The organism is Tateyamaria rhodophyticola, assembly GCF_047777875.1.
Lineage (GTDB): Bacteria > Pseudomonadota > Alphaproteobacteria > Rhodobacterales > Rhodobacteraceae > Tateyamaria.
The window spans coordinates 3,018,491-3,039,254 of sequence record NZ_CP180519.1; the positions used below are offsets into that span (position 1 = coordinate 3,018,491).

A 20,764-nucleotide genomic window follows, 5' to 3' on the forward strand; every position below is an offset into this window, starting at 1 on the left:
CACGCCGCGCACACGGGCACAATTCGATAACCGGTCAGTGCACGAAAGGTTGCACGCACTCCGCCGCTTTGCGCCGGTTTGGCACATCGGACCTGCGTCAGAGGGCCCGCGCGCGCTGAGCCAAGGAGCGATTTACCGCACGCCTTGCGCGTCGGGCGCGGGATATCGCCTAAGAGGAGTTTCGCTTAGAGATTTGATCTTTATGCATTTTCCACCGCAGTGGGCCGCCAATTCAGGCGCTCACGTCATACGGGAAGATACTATCTTGACGCGAATCGCCGACCTGCCTCACGCTGACGAGGTAAATTTTTTGTGACTAGAATTTCTACGTTGATTTGAATTCCGCACTGCATGGATGCCCACATTTTCATCGGGCCGCGCGGAGCAAATTACATTGGTGGAGGTGTCGATTGATGGGTTCGCCTGAGCCTTCAAACACTTCGATTCCCGGCGCGGTTGGCGATGCCGGGGCATCCGCAGGACAGCGTGTGCAAGCCCCCCGGTTCGCGGTCGAGCTGCCGCGTGGCGGCGGTGCCGTGCGCGGTCTGGGCGAGACGTTTTCGGCGAACCCTGCGACGGGCACGGCCGCCGCATCGCTGCCGATCCGCGTGACCGAAGGCCGGGGGGGCGAAGGCCCGGCACTTGCGCTCAGCTATGACGGGGCAGGGGGCAATGGTCCGTTTGGACTGGGCTGGTCCCTGCCGGTGCCCGCCATCACACGGCGGACGGACAAGCGGTTGCCGCTCTATGACGACAGCAACGACAGCGACACCTTCATGGCGGGCGGCACGGATGAGCTGGTGATGGCGTTGCGCATGGACGCGCAAGGGGACCTGATCACTGGGGCCGACGGCCTGCCCGAGATCGAGGAGATGACGGATGATGGCTGGCACATCCGCCGGTACCGCCCCCGTGTCGAAGGCGGCTTTTCCCGGATCGAACGCTGGAGCCGGGTGGGCGATCCGGCGGACGTGCATTGGCGCACGCTGTCGGCGGACAACACCCTCAGCCTCTTTGGATTGGACGCGGGCGAGCGCATCGCAGATCCAGAGGACCCACGGCGCATCTTCAGCTGGTTGCTGAGTGAGCAGCGCACCGACAAGGGACAGGCCATCGTCTATCGCTACAAGGCCGAGGATGGCACCGGCATTGACCTCAGCCGCGCGTCCGAGGCGAACCGCGGTCCGGCCGATGATCCAAGGCGCCGCGCCAACCGGTATCTCAAGCGGATCCTCTACGGCAATCGCCGCCCGTTTCTGGATGCGAACGGACGGCGGCCCCTGTTCCTGCAACCGGGTGAGATCGACGCGGAGATCGCGGCGAGCGGTTTTATGTTCGAGGTCGTGTTCGACTATGGTGATCACGATGCCGACGTGCCGCGTCCCGGTGATGATACCGCACAACTGCCGGGCGGTGCGTTGCGCTATCCGTGGCCGGCGCGGGCGGATGCGATGTCATCCTGGCGGCCCGGGTTCGAGCTGCGCACAGACCGGTTGTGCCGCCGTATCCTGATGTTCCACCACTTTCCCGACCGGCCCGGGATCGGGCGGGATTGCCTCATCTCATCGACGGAATTCACCTATGGCGCGCTCCCCGACGCGGCGGAGGCTGCTCCGGCCTATACGCTCCTGACCAGCGCGCTCAGCCGTGGCTTCCTCCGGGACGGGGCGGGATATCTGTCCGACACGACGCCCGCGGTTGAATACAGCTATTCCCAACCCGTGATCGGGGATGCGGTCGAATGGGTTGAAGAAGACGGGCTGGACACGATCCCCACGGGGATCGACGGCATGCGCCATCGCTGGCTGGACCTGCATGGCGAGGGCGCACCGGGCATTCTGGCCGAGGTCGAGGGCGCATGGCTCTTTGCCCGCAACCGAAGCCAGCACCCAAGCGAGGGCACGGGGCGTGCCGCCTTTGCCCCGATGCAGCCTGTGCCTGCACGACCAGAGGCACGATTGGCCGACGGGGCCGCGTTCATGGATGCCGAAGGGGCGGTGCGCGCCGATCTCGCCGTGATGGAGCCCACGCGGCAGGGCTTTTATCGGCACGACGAGGCCGAGGGGTGGCAAGAATTCGAAGCCTTTGACAGCCCGCTGAACCGGGCCTTCAACGATCCTGATCTGCGGTTCGTCGATCTGGATGGTGATGGCATGGCGGATGTGCTGATCACAGAGACAGACGCAATCGTATGGCATCCGTATCGGGGCCGTGCGGGGTTCGAGGATGCGCAGCGTGTGGCCAAGGCCGTGGACGAGGAAGACGGCCCGCGCGTCGTCTTTTCCAACAGCGCCGAGGCGGTGATGCTGGCCGACCTGACCGGTGACGGGCTGAGCGATATCCTGCGGGTGCGCAACGGTGACATCGCGTATTGGCCGAACAGGGGGCATGGGCGGTTTGGCCACAAGATCGCCATGGACCACGCCCCGGTCATGGATCACCCGGACCAGTTCGACCCCGCGCGCCTCCGGCTGGCGGATGTGGACGGTGCGGGACCCACGGACCTGATCTATCTCGGGCGGGACGGGGCCACGGTGTTCTTCAATCGTGCAGGGCGCGGGTGGTCTGCGGGCCGTACGCTGAGCGCGTTTCCACGGATTGATGATGCGGCCGGCATTGGCGTCTTTGATCTGATGGGATCGGGCACCGCGTGCCTTGTCTGGTCCTCGCCACTGCCGGTGCAATCGGGCCGTGCGTTCCGGTTCGTCGACCTGATGGCGGACGGCAAACCTTATCTTTTGAACCGCACGATCAACAACATGGGCCAGGAGACGCGCGTACAATATGCCCCCAGCACGCGCTTTGCCGCCGCTGATCGTGCCGCGGGTCGCCCATGGATCGGAAAACTGCCGTTTCCCGTCCATCTGATTGCGCATGTGGAAAACATCGACCACGTCAGCCGCACGCGCGCGGCGGCCCGCTATGACTACCACCACGGCTGTTTTGATCCCGAGGAACGGGAGCTTTGCGGTTTTGGCATGATCGAACGCTATGATGCCGAGACATTTGAGGATTACGTGATCGGCGTCGCGGGCATTGACGGGCTGCAAGACACGGAACGCGGTTTCCAACAGCCCCCGGTCATGCACCGCAGCTGGCGGCACCTTGGGGATGCCGGGGTGCGGGCGGGGATGGAGGACGTCTGGGCTGCGGGGTATTTCGGTGGCGCACCCGCGCTCGGCGCACCGATCCTGCCGGAGGGGCTGTCACCGCAGGACATCGCCGCCTGCCGCCGCTCGTTACGCGGGGCCACGATCCGCGAAGAGGTCTATGCACCGGACGGGACGGCCGAAGCGGACCTGCCCTATCAGATGACCGAAACCGCGTTCGAGGTGCGCATTCTGCAACCTGCCGGACGGGGCCAGCCGCCCGTGACCCTGCCCCTGTCGGTGGAGACCATCGGCATCAATTATGAACGCGACCCGGATGACCCGCGGGTGTCCCACGCCATGGTTCTGAACCGTGACGAGAGGGGCAACGTTCTGCAATCGGCCACGGTCATCTATCCGCGCGTCACGTCTGATCCGAACCTGCCTGCGCCCGTCCAGGCGGCACAGGCGCAATTGCACGTCACCTGCGCCGAGGCGCGGATGACCAATGATGTGTTTGACGGCGTGCCCCTGACCGATCATCGCCTGCGCGTGGCCTGGGAAAGTCGCGGGTTCGAGGTCACGGGCGTCGCGCCCACGGGCGCATATTTCACGCGGGCAGAGATGCGCGCCGCGCTTGCCACCGCATCCGACTTGCCCTTCGAGGCAGAACCAGATGGCGCGTCGGTTCAAAAACGCCTGCTGAACCGCGAACTGACCAGCTATTTCGACAGTGATTTTCAGGTCCTGCCCTTTGGCAGCCTCGCGCGCCTCGGGCTGGGACACCGGTCCTACACGCTTGCCCTGACCCCCGGCACGGTGGCCGAAGCCTATGGCACGGACGTGTCAGACGCGGAGTTTGCCGACGCAGGGTACATTGCGCTCCCGGGCGAGACGGGGTGGTGGGTCCCGTCGGGTGAGGCGCTTTATGCGGCTGATCCGGCCACCCGTTTCTTCATGCCCGTGGGATCGCGGGACGCGTTTGGAATTGAAACCCATGTGACGTTCGATGCGGATGGAATGCTCGCCGAAGAGGTGCGCAACGGCGCGCGGGTCTGGGACGTGGCGCGCATGGTCAACGATTACCGGTGCATGTGCCCGGTCGAGGTGACGGACCCCAATGGAAACCGCAATGCGGTGCGGTTTGACATCCTTGGCCGGGTGATTGCCACCGCCGTGATGGGCAAGGTGGGCGACGGCGACGGGGACACGCTCGACAACCCGACCACCCGCACCGAATACGAATTCGACCGGTGGCGCGATCTGCGCCTGCCCAACCGGGTCCGGTCCTTTGCGCGCGAGACGCATGGCGGCGCAAACCCGGTCTGGCGCGAAAGCTATGCCTACCTCTCGGGCAGCGGCGGCACCGTGATGACCAAGCTGCGCGCGGCCCCCGGACCCGCCTTGCGCCCCACGGCGGATGGCGGGGTCGAGGAGGTGATGGCCGATCCACGCTGGGTCTCCGAAGGGCGCACGGTGCTCAACAACAAGGGCAACACCGTCAAATCATATGAGCCGTATTTCAGCGCCACCACCGCGTTCGAAGACGAAGCCGCGGTGCGGGAAATCGGCCGCTCCACCGTGCATTTCTATGATCCGGTCGGGCGCGTCACGCTGAGCCGGGCGGCCAATGGCGCGCTCAGCCGCGTGGAATTTGACCAATGGTCGAGCGCCACGTGGGACGCCAATGACACCGTCACCGAAAGCGACTGGTACGCCGAACGCGGCGCGCCGGACCCGGGCGTCGAACCCGAACCGCTGGGACAGCCGGAGCGCCGCGCCGCATGGCTTGCCGCGCGCCATGCCGGCACGCCCACGATCAACCACCTCGACAGTCTGGGCCGGCACGTGATGGCGGTGTCGGATCTGGGCGGCGGGGTGCGATTGGGCGGTTGGGCGGTCACGGATCTGACAGGGCGGCGCGCGCAGGTGTTTGACGCGGGCGGGCGGCTGGTCTCCGAAGGCTTCACCTCGATGCTGGGCCAGCCGCTTTGGGGGGCGAGTGCGGAAAAGGGGATGCGGCGCGTCTTTTCGGACATTACGGGGGCGGTGGTCCGGTCCTGGGATGACACAGGCCGGGCGTTCCGCAACGCATTCGACGACCTGCGCCGCCCGGTGACATCGTTTGTGCGCGAAGGCGCGGGACCCGAGCGCGCCTTTTCCCATATCGTGTATGGCGATGATCTGCCGGATGCGCGGGCGCGCAACCTTCTGGGTGTGGCCTGCCGCATCTATGACGAGGCGGGCGTGGTGCGCATCGCGTCTGCGGATTTCAAGGGGGCGCCCGCAGCGCTCGACCGGGTCTTTGCCCGCGACTACCAAAGCGCGCCGGATTGGTCCGGGATCGCGGGCATCACGGATGTGGTTGCGTCGGATGCGGCGGCCGCCCCGCTGCTGGAACAGGGTGAGGTGTGGACCGGCACCGCAACATCCGACGCCCTGGGCCGCCCGACGCAGATGGTGCTGCCCGATGGCACCGTTTTGACGCCGGGCTATGACGTGGGCTCCGTGATGCAGACGATGGATGCCCAGATCGGCGGGGTGGGGCCGGTGCGCCGGTTCCTGCGGGGGCAGGATTTCACAGCGCTCGGCCAACGCCTGCATGTGCGGTTGGGCAACGGGGTGACATCGCGCTACGCCTATGACCCGCGCTCTTTCCGGCTGAGTTCAATTGTCACGCACCGGGATGCGGACGCGCCCGGCACGCGGGATCTGCAAGCGCTGAGCTATACCTATGATCCGGTTGGCAACATCACGGAAATCCGCGATGCGGCCCAGCAGGACACTTTTTTCGCAGGCGCGGTGGTCGGGGCCGAGCGCACCTTTGAATATGACGCGCTCTACCGGCTGGTGCGGGCCACGGGGCGGGAGCTGGCCGGGTTTGGCAACGATGCACCGCGCACCGATGCCGACCTTGTGCGGCAATTGCTGCCGCATCAGAACAACGCGCAGGCGGTGCGCCGCTATGTGCAGGCCTATTCGCATGACTTCTTTGGCAACCTGACCCAGATCCGCCACAGCTTTGGCGCGCAGCCGGTCGTGGGGCAGGGATGGACCAAGACGTTCCGCCATGTCTTTGACGACGCACCCGGTGACCGGACCAACCGCCTTGCCGCCTCAACGGTGCCGGGGGACGGGCCGGGGGTGACGTCCGGAACCTATGATTACGACGCCTATGGCAACATGGTGCGGATGCCGCATCTTGAGGCGCTGGTGTGGGATCACGCGGACCGCCTCCGCGAGGTCGATCTGGGGGGCGGCGGGCGCGCGTTCTACGTCTATGGTCTGGGCGGCACGCGGCTCAAGAAGGTGATCGAGCGCCCCGGTGGGCTACGGCTCGAATGGCTGTATCTGGGCGGCGTTGTGATCCACCGCCGCCGCCGCGTGAACGGCACGCTCAGCTTTGAGCGGCACACGGTGCATGTGTCTGGCGATTTCGGTCAGATTGCGCAGGTGGACATCAAGCGGCGCGATGACGACAACCGCGATCCCGACAATGCGATCAACGCACCCCTCATCCGCTATGTGCATTCCGACCACGTCGGCTCGGCATCGCTCGAGACGGATGAGGCGGGCAATGTCATGAGCTATGAGGAATACCACCCCTTTGGCACGACGGCCTACCGGTCGGGGCGCGCGGATGCGGACCCCAGCCTCAAGCGGCTGCGTTTTGCGGGCAAGGAACGGGATGACGAAAGCGGCCTGTATCATATGGGCGCGCGCTATTTCGCGCCGTGGCTGGGACGGTGGACATCCAGCGATCCGGGCGGCTTTGCCGACGGGTTGAACCTGCATGCGTATTGCCGCGGCAATCCCATCATGCTGCGCGACCCCAGCGGGACCGAGGGCGAAGACAGTATCGAGATTTCCATCCAAAGCGATGAATTTGACGGGTCCGAACGCGCAGACGTGTCATTTTTCGAAGACCTGACAAGACAACCGATTGATCCACGGTTCATCAACGAAAACCTTCAAATCGAATTTGAGCCGAACCGGACCTACAATATTGAGATGCGGCGGTGGGACCGTTTGCCGGGCGGGACGTGGACCTTGCGGTCACATGCGCCGATGGCGCCTCCGCCACCGGCCCCGCGGCAACGGCGCAGACGCCCGCCCACACGCCGCTCGCCCCCCGCAGCAGAACCCGAGCCGGAACCGGAGCCCGAACCTGAACCGGAGGCGGAACCCGAAGCGCCCACCTCCGAAGCCGGTGCCGCAGCAACCGCCGCAGGGGCGACCACGGTGCGCCACAATCCGCCCGGAGCGATCATCGAAACGCCGGGGACCGTCGACAATCCCAAAATGCGGCGGCTGAACGAGCACGCGCGCCAGCGACTGGCGGGGCGCAACGCGGGACCGGGTAATTCCACGCGGGCGCGGCGGACAGCGCCGGTTCAGGTCGATGCGCTGGACGAATTCACGCAGCGCGTGCCGCCCGATCCCAACTTTACCAACCCCGCACGCGGGCACCGGGTCGACATGATGTACGACATGACCGGCGAGATGGGGAACCACTGGCGCGACTACATCTGGGAAGATGGCGCGACCAACACAAACGATGGCTTCCGGGGCTGGAACCTGTTGCGGCGTCACCCGGACGGCACAATCGCCGGGGTTTTCCGCCGCGTGGGCGAGGCACGCTTCTGGCACTCACCGGGCTTCCGCAACGGGATGCGATGGGGCGGCGGTGCGCTGACAGGCGTCGGGTTCGGCCTGTCGGGCTTCAGCCTCTATCACTCGGTGTCCGAAGGCGATGTGCCGATGGCGTTTGGCGATGCCTTGGGCACCGTGGGCGGCGGGCTCGAACTTTATGCCTTTGGCTCCACCGTGTTCGGCACGGGCGGCACGACCGTCGGCGGGGCGACCGTCACGGTTGCGGGTACAAGCCTTGCGGCGCTGCCACTGGGCATTGCCGTGGGGGGTGTCGGTCTGGCGGTCACATCCGGTGTCAGCATGTCCCGCGCCATTGAGCGTGGAGATACAGCAGGCGCAGTTGCCGGGGGCGTGGGCGTTTTGGCGGGCGGTGCGCTTGCCGTGGGCGGTGGCATCGCCGTGGCCAGCGCGGCCGGCGTGGCCATGGCACCTGCACTCGTGGCTGCGGCCCCGGTGTTGATCGTCGCAGGCGCGGTGGCGGCCATCGGCGTCGGGATATTTCATGCAGGCCGGTATTTCGACTGGTGGTGAAACGGATCACGCGCCGCCCCTGAGGGCGGGGCACATGACATTTGAAGAAGCGCGTGCGGGGCACGCCCGAGAATTGGAGAAAAGGTATGAACAAACTGGCTTTTCCAGCACGGCTCGACATTCGGGAACTGGGCAGCGGCGACGTCCGCGGCAAAACGGGCAAGGCCGTCGGGCGGTTGCAAGACACCTTGCGCCGTCTGGGTGAGCCGGTCAGCACGCGCGAAACCGCCCGCAAGGAAGTGGGCGACGAGACGCTCGAAGCGCTCCAGCGCATCAAGACCCGCCTCGGGATGCGCGGCACGCGTTTGACGCGCGACGTGGTCACCCGGATCGACCGGCTCAACAGCCACGAGTTCATCGCCAACAGCAAGCACCGCACCGCCAAGCTACATTCCATGCTGATGGCCGTCGGATTTGAGGTGGATGCCAACGAGGTTCGCCGCCGCACATTCGGGCCGAGCACGGAAACCGCCCTGAAGAAGTTCCAGGAGGCCAATCAGCAGGAGGCCACAGGGCAGGTGACGGAGCAGGTCTATGACATGCTGCGTGACATCGCGACCGCGCAGTCCCTGACGTCCAAGCGCAAGGTGGCCCAGACCCAGCAAACCATCCTGCGCGCGCTGCATATCGGCAACCTGCGCGACGTGCGGATTGATGAAAAAGAGCTGAAATCGCAGCGCCTTGGCGACAGCACCGCCGCAGCGGTGCGTGCGTTGCAGGCGAAATACGGAATGCAGCAGAGCGGGCGGCTGGATGCCGACACGCTGGAGCGGATCAACAGCATTGCCGCCACCGAACCCGTGCCGGTGCGGCGCCTGAAACCCGCGCAAGCCTCCGAATTGCGGCCCATCGGCAAATCGGTGCGGCTCAACATGAAGGGCGGTCATGTGCAGCGCACGCAAGAGGCGCTGGCGGCCCTCGGGTATCAGGTGGCGCGCACCGAACATGCCAATGCGACATTCGGCAAATCCACACGCGCCGCCGTTCTGGCCTTTCAGAAGGACAAGCGGCTGGAACAGACCGGGCACGTGGCTGATACCACGCGCAAGGTGCTGGAGGGCGAGGTCCGCCGGCTGAACCCGATGATCGACAAGACCAAGCCGACGCACCGCGTGCGCGGCTCTGTCCGCGATGCCGCGTGGAAAGGGCGGCGGCGTGTGATGGTCGAGCTGTGGGAAAAGCGCCCCGGTGGCAACGATGTGAAACTGGGTGAGCGGCGGACCGGCAACAACGGGTTCTTCGACATTCCCTATGCCGCACCTGTTGATCCTGACAGCGGCACGCCCAAGGCGTCATTCCACATCGAAGTGCGCCTGCCCGATGCGGGTGGCGCAGCGGAGGGGTCGCGCCTTTTGTTTGATCCCGGCCCGATCGCGTGGGCCAATTTCACCGCCGGGGATCGGCCATACCGGGGCACCTCCGTCTTTGCCGGGTGGACCGATGCGCTCAAGACGGTGCTGCAACGCGGCGTGCGGATCGCCAACCTGATCGAGACCGACGATGACCGGCAGATCACGCGGGCGGCCGAACTGGCCAATATCGCGCCCGAAGACGTGATGCGCCTTGTATTGGCGCACCGCGTCACCGCGCGCCTTGATCAGAACGGCGTGGGTGTCGAAGTGGTGTTTGCACTGATCGCGCAGAACCTGCCATCCACATTGCCAAGCGGCCTGCTGCAAGCGACCGAAGGCTGGACGCTCATCGACGAATTGGTGGAACTCGCAGCGCAGGGCATTGCCTTTCTCGAGCCGGGTCTGGCGGCCATCGCCTTTGATGCAGGCGCGGATGCCAACCTGATGCCCATCGCCGTGATCCGGGACCGCGACAGGGTTCTGGCCGCGCTCGATGCGCTGCGCCGCCGCTCGGCTCTGGATGAGCCGATCCTTGTGGGGTCCGGGACCCTGCGTGCGGCGTTGGATCAATCGAGGATACCCGCGCGCGCCTATGCCCGTGTCGCGGATCATTTTGTGGCCGAGGGCAGCTTTACGCCCGAATTCTGGGACAAGCTGGCGGACGAAGGCAACGGCGTGGGCGGCGCGCGCGCGATTGCGGATTTCCGCGCGGTGTCGGAAATCAACTTCGTCTCCCGCAGCTTTGAACCGGTCGCCAAGACGCTCAAGGAAAAGCTTGATGATGGTGCGGTGGCGCTGCTGTCCTCACCGCGCGATCTGGCCAAGATGACCGATGACCAATGGCGCGACCTGATAGCGGATGCCGGAAACGCGGTGCCTGATTTCATCGAAGGCGAAGATGACGCGACACGCCGCGCCGCATGGGCCGAGACGTTGCGATCCCGCAGCGAAGCGCTTTATCCCGATGCCGCGCTGGTGGCACAGGCGGAGCGTAATCCGGCCGTGCCGTTTGCCCGGACCAAGGAGATCGCGGATTTCCTCGACAAGAACACCGAATTCAACCTGCGCACGGACCGGGTGGACGCCTATGCCGCCGTGCAGGGGGTCAATCTCGACAAGGAGATGCGCGCCGAACTGATGGTCATGCAGCGCATCCACCGGCTCACCGCTGACCCGGCCACGGGCGTGCGCATGCTGGAGCTGAAGCTGCACAACGCGGTGCAGATCGTGGCCATGGGCAAGCCCCTGTTGATCGAGCGGATGACCGCCGGTGACGCGGTGACGGTGGCGGCGGCCAATGCTGTCTATGCGCTGGCTGAACACCGCTATGCCGAAGTGCTGACGCGCATTGGTGAGTTCCGGGGCGAGTTGACGACCGTGATGCCGCACGCCATCGGCGGCGGCTTTGCGCTTGAGGATCTGCCAGAGGATTTGCGGACAATCCCCGATCTCGAAACGCTGTTTGGATCGCTGGATTACTGCAGCTGCTCGCATTGCCAGTCGGTCTATGGACCTGCCGCCTATCTCGCGGACATCCTGCGGTTTCTGGGCGAACAGCCGTCGTCGGATGCCGGTCGGACGGTGCTGGATCACCTCCTTGAACGGCGCCCCGATCTGGCGGAGGTCAAGCTGAACTGCGCCAATACCGACACCCCGCTGCCCTATATCGATCTGGTGTGCGAACTGCTCGAACATACCGTTGCGCCGTCGGGTGACGCGGTGGCGTATCCCGCGTTGCAGACCACGCGGACCGCGGCCGAACTGCGCGCCGCGCCCGAGCATGTGAACGGCGAAAGCTATGCGACCCTGCGCAGCTCCGATTTCCCGCTCACCGGTGCATTTGACGTCTGGTCGGAACAGGCGCGGGCCTGGATCGACCATCTGGGCGCACCCCGATGGCAGATCATGGACGCCTACCGCGCGGCCCCGCCCGCAGATCCCCCGAGCGGGCCGGAAACCGCCATGGCGGCGGAATTTTTCGGCCTGTCGCCGCGGGATGCGGCGCTGATCACCGCTCAGACCCATGCCACCGCCGCGCGTCAACGCCGCATATGGGGCTTTGGCGCGGGGGCCATACCGGCCTCGGTGTCGGTGGCGCGGTTCCTTGGGATGTCTTTCCTTGATCTCGGGCAGCTTTACGATCTGCTGGCCTGTCGCTGGATCAACCCCACGGGCGATGCAAACAACGTCGTGATTGAACGGCCCGACGCGACCTGCGATCTGAACGTCCAGCAGGTGGTCAACCTGACGCTGGAGCGGCTGGACCGAATGCACCGGTTCCTGCGCCTGTGGCGGCGCACCGGGTGGAGCATGTGGGACCTTGATCAGGCGCTGTTGGCCCCAAGCGTGGGCAACGGCACGCTGGACGCCCGCGCACTCAGCCGGTTGATGACGCTGGCGCGTCTGACGGACCGGCTGGACCAGTCGGTGGGCCAGACGCTGGCGCTCTTTGCGGATGTTGAGATCGTGGCGCAGCCGGAAACGCTGGAACCCGGGCAGTTCCGCCCGTCGCTCTATGCGGCGACATTCCTTGATCCGCTGGTGGCACCGCCCGGAACCAACCCGTTGCAATTGCCGCTGCCTGCGGGGGCGACCATTGAAAACGCGGATCCCGACCTCGATCGGCGCAGCCTGATTGAAGCGGCGCTTGGCCTGACCCGCGCGGAAACGGATGCGGTGCTGGCCGTGCTGCCCAATGGCGCGCTGAACGTGGCGAACCTGTCGGCGCTGGCGCGCCATGCGTGGCTGGCCTCTGGCCTGTCCCTGCCGGTTGCGGACCTGATGCGGTTCCTGACGCTTGTGGGGGGAAACCCGTTTGCGGACCCCGCCGCCGTCATGGCGTTTGCGGATCACGTGGAAGTGGTACAGCGCGCAGGTCTGTCGATCGACGCGCTCGAAGATATCCTGACGGCCAGCCCGGCGTCCCCGCTTGGCTTGCGGACGGATGCGATCACGGCCGACCTCAACTGGCTCCGGCTGGAACAGGTGGCGGTAGACAACACCGGCGTGCTTGACGTAACGGTTGCTCAGATGGCTTCGACCTTTGACGTCACGCCCTTGATGGCCACGCATCTGTTGGACCGGATCGAGATTGGCGGCAATCCTTTGATCGACATCTTGTCGGACAACGACTTGCGCGCGACGGATGCGGACGGCGCGCTGGTGACGGCCACGGCTGAGGCCGACTTTGCAAACGCCTACGAGGCCTTCCGGCGCTTTGGCAAGGCGGTGCGCTATGTGCAACTGCTGGAGCTGGATGCGGACACCGCCATGTGGATGTCACGCAATGCGGGCGCGTTCGGATTGCTTGATCCGATGGCACTGCCGCATGATGCCAGCCCGCGTGACACCACGCTGATCAACGGGTTGGTATCCGCCGTGCATTGGGTCGAGATTGCCGCGCGCTACCCGGCACCGGAAGACGCTTCGCTCATCTCGGTGATGGATGCGGCGGCAGGTCCCGGTGCGACCCGCGCCGCCACCCTTGCCGCGTGGACGGCCCTCACCCAGTGGGACGCGGGTGAAACTGCCCAGATCGCCGATACAATCGGTGTGACGCTCAACGGGGCCACGGCATTGCGTGATCTGCGTACCTATGCCCGCATGATCACCTGTCACGACATGTCCACGCGCGCGGGCCTGTCGCCCGCGGTTCTGGCCGGGTGGCGCACGACGCCAAACCGTCAGGCCGCCGAACGGATCGCCGCACAGGCGCTGCAAGCGGCCAAGGCAAAATACGACACGTCCGTCTGGCTCACGATCCGCGAGCCGTTGGAGGACGCGCTGCGCGAGGCCAAGCGTGACGCCTTGCTTGCCTTCCTCGTGTCGCGGTCCATTCGGGCACAGTCCAAGACAATCCGCGTGGATGGCCGCGACTACCCCAACCCGCTTTACTGGCGCGAACCGGACGACCTGTTGCGTTATTTCCAGATTGATGTGGAGATGAGCGCCTGTGCGCTGACGTCACGGATCAAACAGGCGACCGGATCGGTGCAGATGTACGTGCAGCGCTGTCTGCTGGGGCTCGAGAAACCGCGGGTCGAGGTGTCACGCGCAGCCCAAGAGGACACGGCCTCCGACAACAGCTGGCGGCAGTGGCGGTGGATGAAGAATTACCGGGTGTGGGAGGCCAATCGCAAAGTCTTCCTGTACCCGGAAAACTGGATTGATCCGGCCCTGCGTGACGATAAATCACCGTTCTTCAAAGAGTTGGAAGACCAACTTTTGCAGTCGGACATGACCGAAGAGCATGCGGAAAAGGCGTTCCGCGCCTATCTGCAAAAGCTCGACGATGTGTCCAACCTCGAGATCGTGACCGCGCATTACGAACTGGACGATGACACGCCCGGCGATGGTCTGGCCGCCAGTATCAACCGGTTCCACGTGGTCGGGCGCACGCGGAGTGACCCGGCGCTGCACTACTGGCGCTATTTCGACCTCAACGATGGGGCATGGACGCCTTGGCGCAAGATCGAGGTCGAAATCGAATCCGATCAGCTGGCCCTGACGGTCTACAATCGCAAACTGCACCTCTTCTGGCTGCAGGTCATGGAAAAGCCCCAGAAGGTCCGCAAGCAGCCCCCCGCGATGGCGCAGGATACGCCCAGTGACACGCCCGAGCCGCCCAATCAGCTTGAGATTCAACTGGGCTGGACCACGATGGAGCAGGGACAGTGGAAGCCGAAACAGATCTCGCGCGAAAAGCTGATCCATCCGTGGCACCGGCCGCACCATTCCTACACCATTCGTCCCCGCTACCGCAGTGTGTCGAACGAGATGTGGGTGGACCTGTTCATCTCGCAAAGTCCCGAGTTCAACAGTCGCCGGTTCTGGGATGCCTACAAAGTGCGCCACGATTTCGCGACGCGGAACACGCCCTTTAACGAAGCGTCCCTGCCGTGGCATTCATCGACATTCGTGTTCGATGGCGCGGTGAAAAACCTCAAGCTCAAGCCTCTGCACGGCAGCTATCATCTGCTGCGCGACACAGGGGTGGTGACGGCGTCCCCGGTGCCCACCACGTCGCTCACCTATGTGCAGAGCAACTTTGACGAGGCCGGGCGCGCGCATGAGGCCTTGCAACGCGGTGCGGAACAGGCCAGCGCGCTGCCGCTGCCCAAGGGCATGCACTATCGCAATGGCAAACTGGTCAACAACACGCAAATCCACAGCACGGATGACGTCAATGTCCTGCAGGCGGGGCACACCCGCACGCTTTTGGCGCGGGGCATCCGGCCGTTCGGCTTGGTCACGTCACAGCACCGCAGCGCCTTTGACACGGTGCGGTGGGGGCCGGTGCCGCTGGTCTATCAGGACCCCAAACGGTCCTTCTTTGTGCAGCCGGAATGGCGGTCGGTGGTGATGGGGTACAATCGCAGCATTCAGGTGCGCGAATACCGCTTCACACCGTTCTACCACCCCTATACCGACCTGTTCCTGCGCGAACTGGACCGCGATGGTATCGACGGGCTGTTGAACCGCAGGATCCAGACCGCGCCCCAGACCTACTGGCCCGGCAACAGTTTCAACTTTGCCCAGTACCAGCCGCGCAACGGCGCCCGTGCGGACACCAGCGCGGTGCGCGACCGCGTCGATTTCGAACGCTACGGGGCCTATGCCGTCTACAACTGGGAGGTGTTTTTCCACGCCCCACTGATGATCGCGACCAAGCTGATGCAGAACCGCCGGTTCGAGGCGGCGATGCGGTGGTTCCATACGATCTTTGATCCCACGAACACCGAAACCGAAGAGGTGCCGCAACGCTACTGGATCACGCGCCCCTTCTATGAACAAACCAGCGATGGCTATCGCAAGCAGCGCATTGAAACCCTGCTGTCTGAGATCGACGAGAATGCCGACCAGCTGACCGCGTGGAAGAACAACCCGTTCAACCCGCACCTGATCGCGCGCTATCGCCCTGTCGCGTATCAAAAGGCGGTTGTGATGAAATACATCGACAACCTGATCGCCTGGGGGGATCAGCTGTTCCGGTTTGACACGATCGAGGCGCTGAACGAGGCCACGACGCTCTATGTCCTCGCTGCGGAAATCCTCGGGCGCAGACCGGCGCAATCGCCGCATGTGGACCGGGCCGACATGAGCTTTGCCCAACTGACGGCGGATGGCGATCTCGACGCCTTTGGCAACACCCGGGTGGATGTGGTCATGGAGAACTATGTCGATGCGCCGATGCGGATCACCAGCCGGGACGCAGGTGCGGAACCGTTGCCGGTGCTGCAACTGTTCTATTTCGGCATTCCGACCAATGATCAGTTGCTGGGCTACTGGGACACGGTTGCGGATCGGCTGTTCAAAATCCGCCACTGCATGAACATCCAGGGCGTCGTGCGGCAACTGCCACTCTTTGAGCCACCGATTGATCCCGCATTGCTGGTCAAGGCCGCCGCGTCCGGTGCGGACCTGTCGAGCGTGGGCGCCTTTGGCCTCGCCGAAGCGCCCGCGCTTTACCGGTTCCGTGTGCTTGCGGCCAAGGCGGTGGAATTCGTGACGGACGTCAAGGCACTGGGTGAGAAGCTGCTCACGGTACTGGAGCGCAAGGACGCTGAGGCGCTCGCGCTGTTGCGGGCCACCAATGAGGCGACACTGGCCAAGGATCTGATCGATCTGCGCAAAGAGTTCCTCGAAGAGGCCGAAGCGATCCGCGAAGGGTTCGAGGCCAACCGCCGCATTCATGAGGAAAAGAACACGTACTACGCGGGCAAGTCCTTTATGAACGGCTGGGAAATCACGTCGATGGCCCTGTCGGGCGTGTCGACACTGGCCGAAACGGCAATTGCGCTTGGCTATATCCTGGCCGGTGGCTTGGCCTTTGTGCCGAAATTCGTGGCTGGTGCCTCGGGCTTTGGCGGCTCGCCCCATGTGACGGGCGAAGTCGTGGATGGCCTTCGGTTCTCCAAGGCGGCAGAGGCGGCGGTCAAGACGTTGTCGTCCATCGCCCGCGCCACCGACAAGGCGGCAGGCATGGCCGACAAGATGGGCAGCTTTAACCGGCGCGCGGATGACTGGAGCCACATGGCCGCGCAGGCCGCGCTCGAGATGGAGCATACCGATGCCCAGATCGCGACCGCCGATGTCCGCATCGCCATCATGAACCGCGAGATCACACTGCAGGAGCTGCGCCACGCGCAGGCCGAAGGGATCGAGGAGTATCTGAAGAACAAATACACAAACGAAGAGCTGTACGATTGGCACATCGCGCAGATTTCGGCCCTCTATTTCGCGGCCTACCAGATGGCGCATGACATGGCGAAACAGGCGGAAACCGCGTATCGCCAGGAACTTGGCGATCCCGGCGCGACGTTCATCCAGTTCGGCCACTGGGACAGTCTGCGCAAGGGGCTGTTGGCCGGTGAGCGGCTGACCGGTGATATCCGCCGGATGGAGGCGTCGTTCTACCGGTCGCATGAGCGCGAGCTGGAGATGTCCAAGAAGGTATCGCTGGCGGAGCATTTCCCGCTGGCGCTGATGGAGCTCAAGCTGACCGGGCGGTGCACGGTGCAGATCCCGGAATGGCTGTTTGATCTCGATTATCCGGGGCATTATCGCCGCCGCCTCAAGGCCGTGGCGCTGAACATTCCATCGGTGATCGGGCCATATTCCAACGTCAATTGCAGCCTGACCCTGATCAACCACGGCACGCGGGTGTCGACGGATGTGGCGGGCGGCTATGGTGATCCTCTGACACCGGGCGACGCGCGGTTCCACAAAAGCATGACGCCGCAATCCATGGTCGCCACAAGCCACGGGCGCAGTGACAGCGGTATGTTCATGCTGAATTTCGAGGATGAGCGGTTCCTGCCCTTTGAAGGGGCGGGCGCGGTCAGCGAATGGTCGCTGGAAATGCCGCAGGAGAACAATCAGTTCGACATGCAGGCGGTGTCCGACATCATCTTTGATGTGCATTACACGGCGCAGGCCAGCGGCTCGATCCCGCTTGCGGATGCGGCGCGGGACAATATCGCCGCAATGCGCCCGCCCAGTGGCACGCGCATGTTCGCGATGGAGGCGGAGTTTGCCAGCGAATGGCGCCGCTTCCTCGTGCCGCCCGCCGGAGAGGACCAGGCGCTGACCTTCACACTGACCGAAGCGCACCTGCCGTTCTGGGCGCGGGGCAATCCCGATATCCCGTTGACCGGTGTCGAGCTGATTTTCGACGGGGCAGAGGGGCAGGATTACGAGGTGGAATTGACCGCCGTGGGCGTGCCCACGGACACGGGCCCCGCAACCCCGAGCCCGGCATTCGGAGGTCAGCAATTCTACGGCCGCGCGGGCATGACGGCGCAGGCGCGGGTGCTGGGGGCGTGGACCATACGCATCCGGCGGGCGGGCGCGCTTGATTTCGTGTCACTGGATCCGGATGAAATGGGCCGCTGCCACATGGTTGTCCGGTTTGACGCGTCATGACGCGGCTGGAACGGCGGCTTGCCGACGCGGTCCTGAGCGCCTGTGCCCCGGTTGCGGTCCTCATGTTCGGATCACGCGCCCGGGGGCAGAGCAGCGCGCGGTCGGATGCGGACCTGCTGGTGGTGGTCGAAACGGCCCCGCATGGCCTGATCAACGAGATCAGGGATGCCCTGTCATCCCTGCCCATAGGTGTCGATATCGTGCTGCGCACCCCCGCGCAGGTGCGGGCCGAAACGACCAACCCGGCGGGCTTTCTTTCGACCATACTGACCGGCGCAATTCCGCTTGTTTTGCGGGACGAAAACACGCTTGAAGCCTTGCTTTCAAAGGGAAAATAGCGTAACCTATAGTTGATCTTGGAAACTTAAGGATGATGTATTGGTGGCTGAATAGTCTGGTCGCAGAAAAGCAGTGTCAAAAAAAGAACTTGGATCTAGAGGAAGTCCCTTGGCTACGATGTGCCCGAGGGTCTTTCATTTTCAGGGGTACAGTTTTTTGGGTGACGTGCTGATGTGTCAGGGCCGCTGAATACGTATCATCTGATCCCCTCATCTCGTCATTTGTGTTGCATGCGCCCGCAGGGCATCCGTTTCAAACGGCTACTGCGCAACCTCGTAAAATGACTTGAAATCATGGGCTTGAATGAAATCGGGCCGCATGATCACATGCAGCCCGCGTCCAAGTTTTACAGTGTGTTCAGTCCCGAACTGCAGGGAACGGCACCTTGATCCCACCAACGCCTGCGCGCTCCGGGCTGGGTGCGTCGCGCAACGGGAAGGGATGCGCAGCCGCGCCCGCGTGGCTCCATTCGCGGCCTGTGCCCGCCCAGCCGGTGATGTTGTCCGCCGCGGCCCGTGCGACGCGGGGTGCCGCGACGCTTGTGCCGGACAGGCGCGCCCATGACCCGCTGCGCGAGCCTGCGCTGATCACACCGCGCAGCGCATAGCTGTCGTCGCCCTTGGCGGTGACATCGGGACCATCGCGATCGGGCGGTGGCGGCAGGGTCCGCGCGGCCAGCGGACCCGCAGCGGAGTAGAGCGACATTTCCGCGCTGCGCTCCGTATAGGCCGCGACCACGATGGGCGACGCGCCGCCCGCAAAACCACTGATCGTGCCCGAGCGGCGGATAGGCGATGTTACGCCCGGCGGATCGACGGGCAGCGGTACGCCAAACGTGTCAAAGCGCACGTAGTCGTCATTGCTGAACCACGCCTGCCTGCCGCCCGACCGCATCCCCGGCAGGGTTTCGTCCCGCCGGATCCAGAGGTCAATGGGGTCAGGCCCGGTATTGGCCCCCCGCGTGACGGCCACGCGCCACGTGCCCGCAGGCGCAAGCGGGCCATCCTGAGACAGGCTGTCCGTGGGCACAATCGACAAGGTCACAAGCGCGCGGGCCACCGGTGCAATTGCGTCCTGACAGGCCAGTCGCGCAACCTCGTTGCCGTCATCATCGACCAGCATCGCGCTTTGCCCGGGCTGCGATTCAATCGACACGCTCTGCCCCGAAGGCGTCGTCACGGTGATCTTTGCCAGCTCGGGCGCCCCACCGCTTGGCGTGTTGGGCATCCAGACCTGCATGACGGACGGTGTCCGGTCATTGGGCTGTACCGTGAGGTCAACTTTCGTTGTCCCGCTCTCTACCACCGCGTGAAGCCGTCCGAGATTGGCATTGCCCGCAGGCAGGGTCAGCCATGCGGTCTGATCCTCGTCGCACATCACGCCATTCGGCCCAAAGTAGTGTTCAAACAGAACCGCAAACAGCCCGGTGCCGTCATGCGGCCCCCCGGTATTGCCAAAGGAAAAGTTGAACACCACCGGTGCCGGGTTGCCGCAGGGCAGGCGGAACCGCCGCGCCTGACGCGCAAGGATGTGGAACGCCAGATACAAGGTGGGCAGGGAATCGACGCCGGTTGTATCCTCAACGATCCGGGGCGGCAGGGACGCGCAGATCACAGGCCGTGTGTCGCAGCCATGGCGCATGTCATGCCCCGCGGCAAGCGCCGTGATATGTGTCCCGTGCGAGGTGTGACTGGCCACGGGCGACACCGTATCTGCGGACCAATCAATAATGCCAACCCGTTGATAAAACAGGTCTTCATCCAGAAGATCGTTGAACGTTGCAGCCACGAGATTGCGGTCAATCTCATCCTTGTCGAGCGCACGGCCCACCGTGCTGGTCCCACCCGGCACGGGCGGGGCGGCAAAGACAGTGGCGTGTTCCACACGGCTCGACACAGGACCCTTGCGCAGCAGGTCATGCGCCACGGCAATGCCGTCATCGATCACCGCGATCACCACCGTGTCGGCAGACACGTCGATGTCTAACAGGTCGGGCATCGTCGCCTCACCGTCCAGCAGCGATATCGGCGTGATGTTCCCGAGGTGCACGGATGTGACGTTGTACGGATTGTCCGTCCTGTTCAGCTCCGAGATCAGGGGCGCGCGTGCAAAAATCGTCACCGGTTGGCGCGGCCGTACGGCCTCGCGATCCTGCGGCCCATAGGCCACGGGCACCAGCAGGTCATTGCCAAACCCGCCAACCGCCTCGACGAATTGATCAATCGACGTCTCGCGCAGTTCGATCAGCACCGACCACCACGTTTTCATCGACCGTGGCATTTGCACGCCATTGAGTTGCAGGCGGAAATCGCTGACGGCATCGAGGACTTTGGATCCGCCGTCCTTTTCCGCACCTTCCCATTTCAACATGACCGC

General features: G+C 64.5%; 4 protein-coding genes. 3 read left to right on the top strand and 1 reads right to left on the bottom strand.

Annotated features, from left to right (window positions below):
* The first annotated feature begins 413 nt into the window (after positions 1 to 413).
* The 3 genes from ACERHN_RS16385 to ACERHN_RS16395 all read left to right on the top strand — a co-directional run bounded on the left by ACERHN_RS16385 (position 414) and on the right by ACERHN_RS16395 (position 18,387).
* Positions 414 to 8,273, top strand: a complete 7,860-nt coding sequence (locus ACERHN_RS16385) for a SpvB/TcaC N-terminal domain-containing protein (RefSeq protein WP_415920090.1) — start codon at positions 414 to 416, stop codon at positions 8,271 to 8,273.
* 86 nt (positions 8,274 to 8,359) lie between these two features.
* Entirely contained in the window at positions 8,360 to 18,049 is a 9,690-nt protein-coding gene (locus tag ACERHN_RS16390) for a neuraminidase-like domain-containing protein (RefSeq protein WP_415920091.1), read from the top strand.
* Positions 18,046 to 18,387 (top strand): nucleotidyltransferase domain-containing protein, encoded by a 342-nt coding sequence (locus ACERHN_RS16395; protein WP_415920092.1) that lies wholly within the window; start codon positions 18,046 to 18,048, stop codon positions 18,385 to 18,387. The genes ACERHN_RS16390 and ACERHN_RS16395 overlap by 4 nt, the downstream gene beginning before the upstream one ends.
* 358 nt (positions 18,388 to 18,745) lie before the next feature.
* Here ACERHN_RS16395 and ACERHN_RS16400 read toward each other — a convergent pair whose 3' ends face one another.
* Complete coding sequence (locus ACERHN_RS16400; protein ID WP_415920093.1) at positions 18,746 to 20,758, bottom strand: S8 family serine peptidase; 2,013 nt, start codon at positions 20,756 to 20,758, stop codon at positions 18,746 to 18,748.
* Between the last annotated feature and the right edge of the window lie 6 nt (positions 20,759 to 20,764).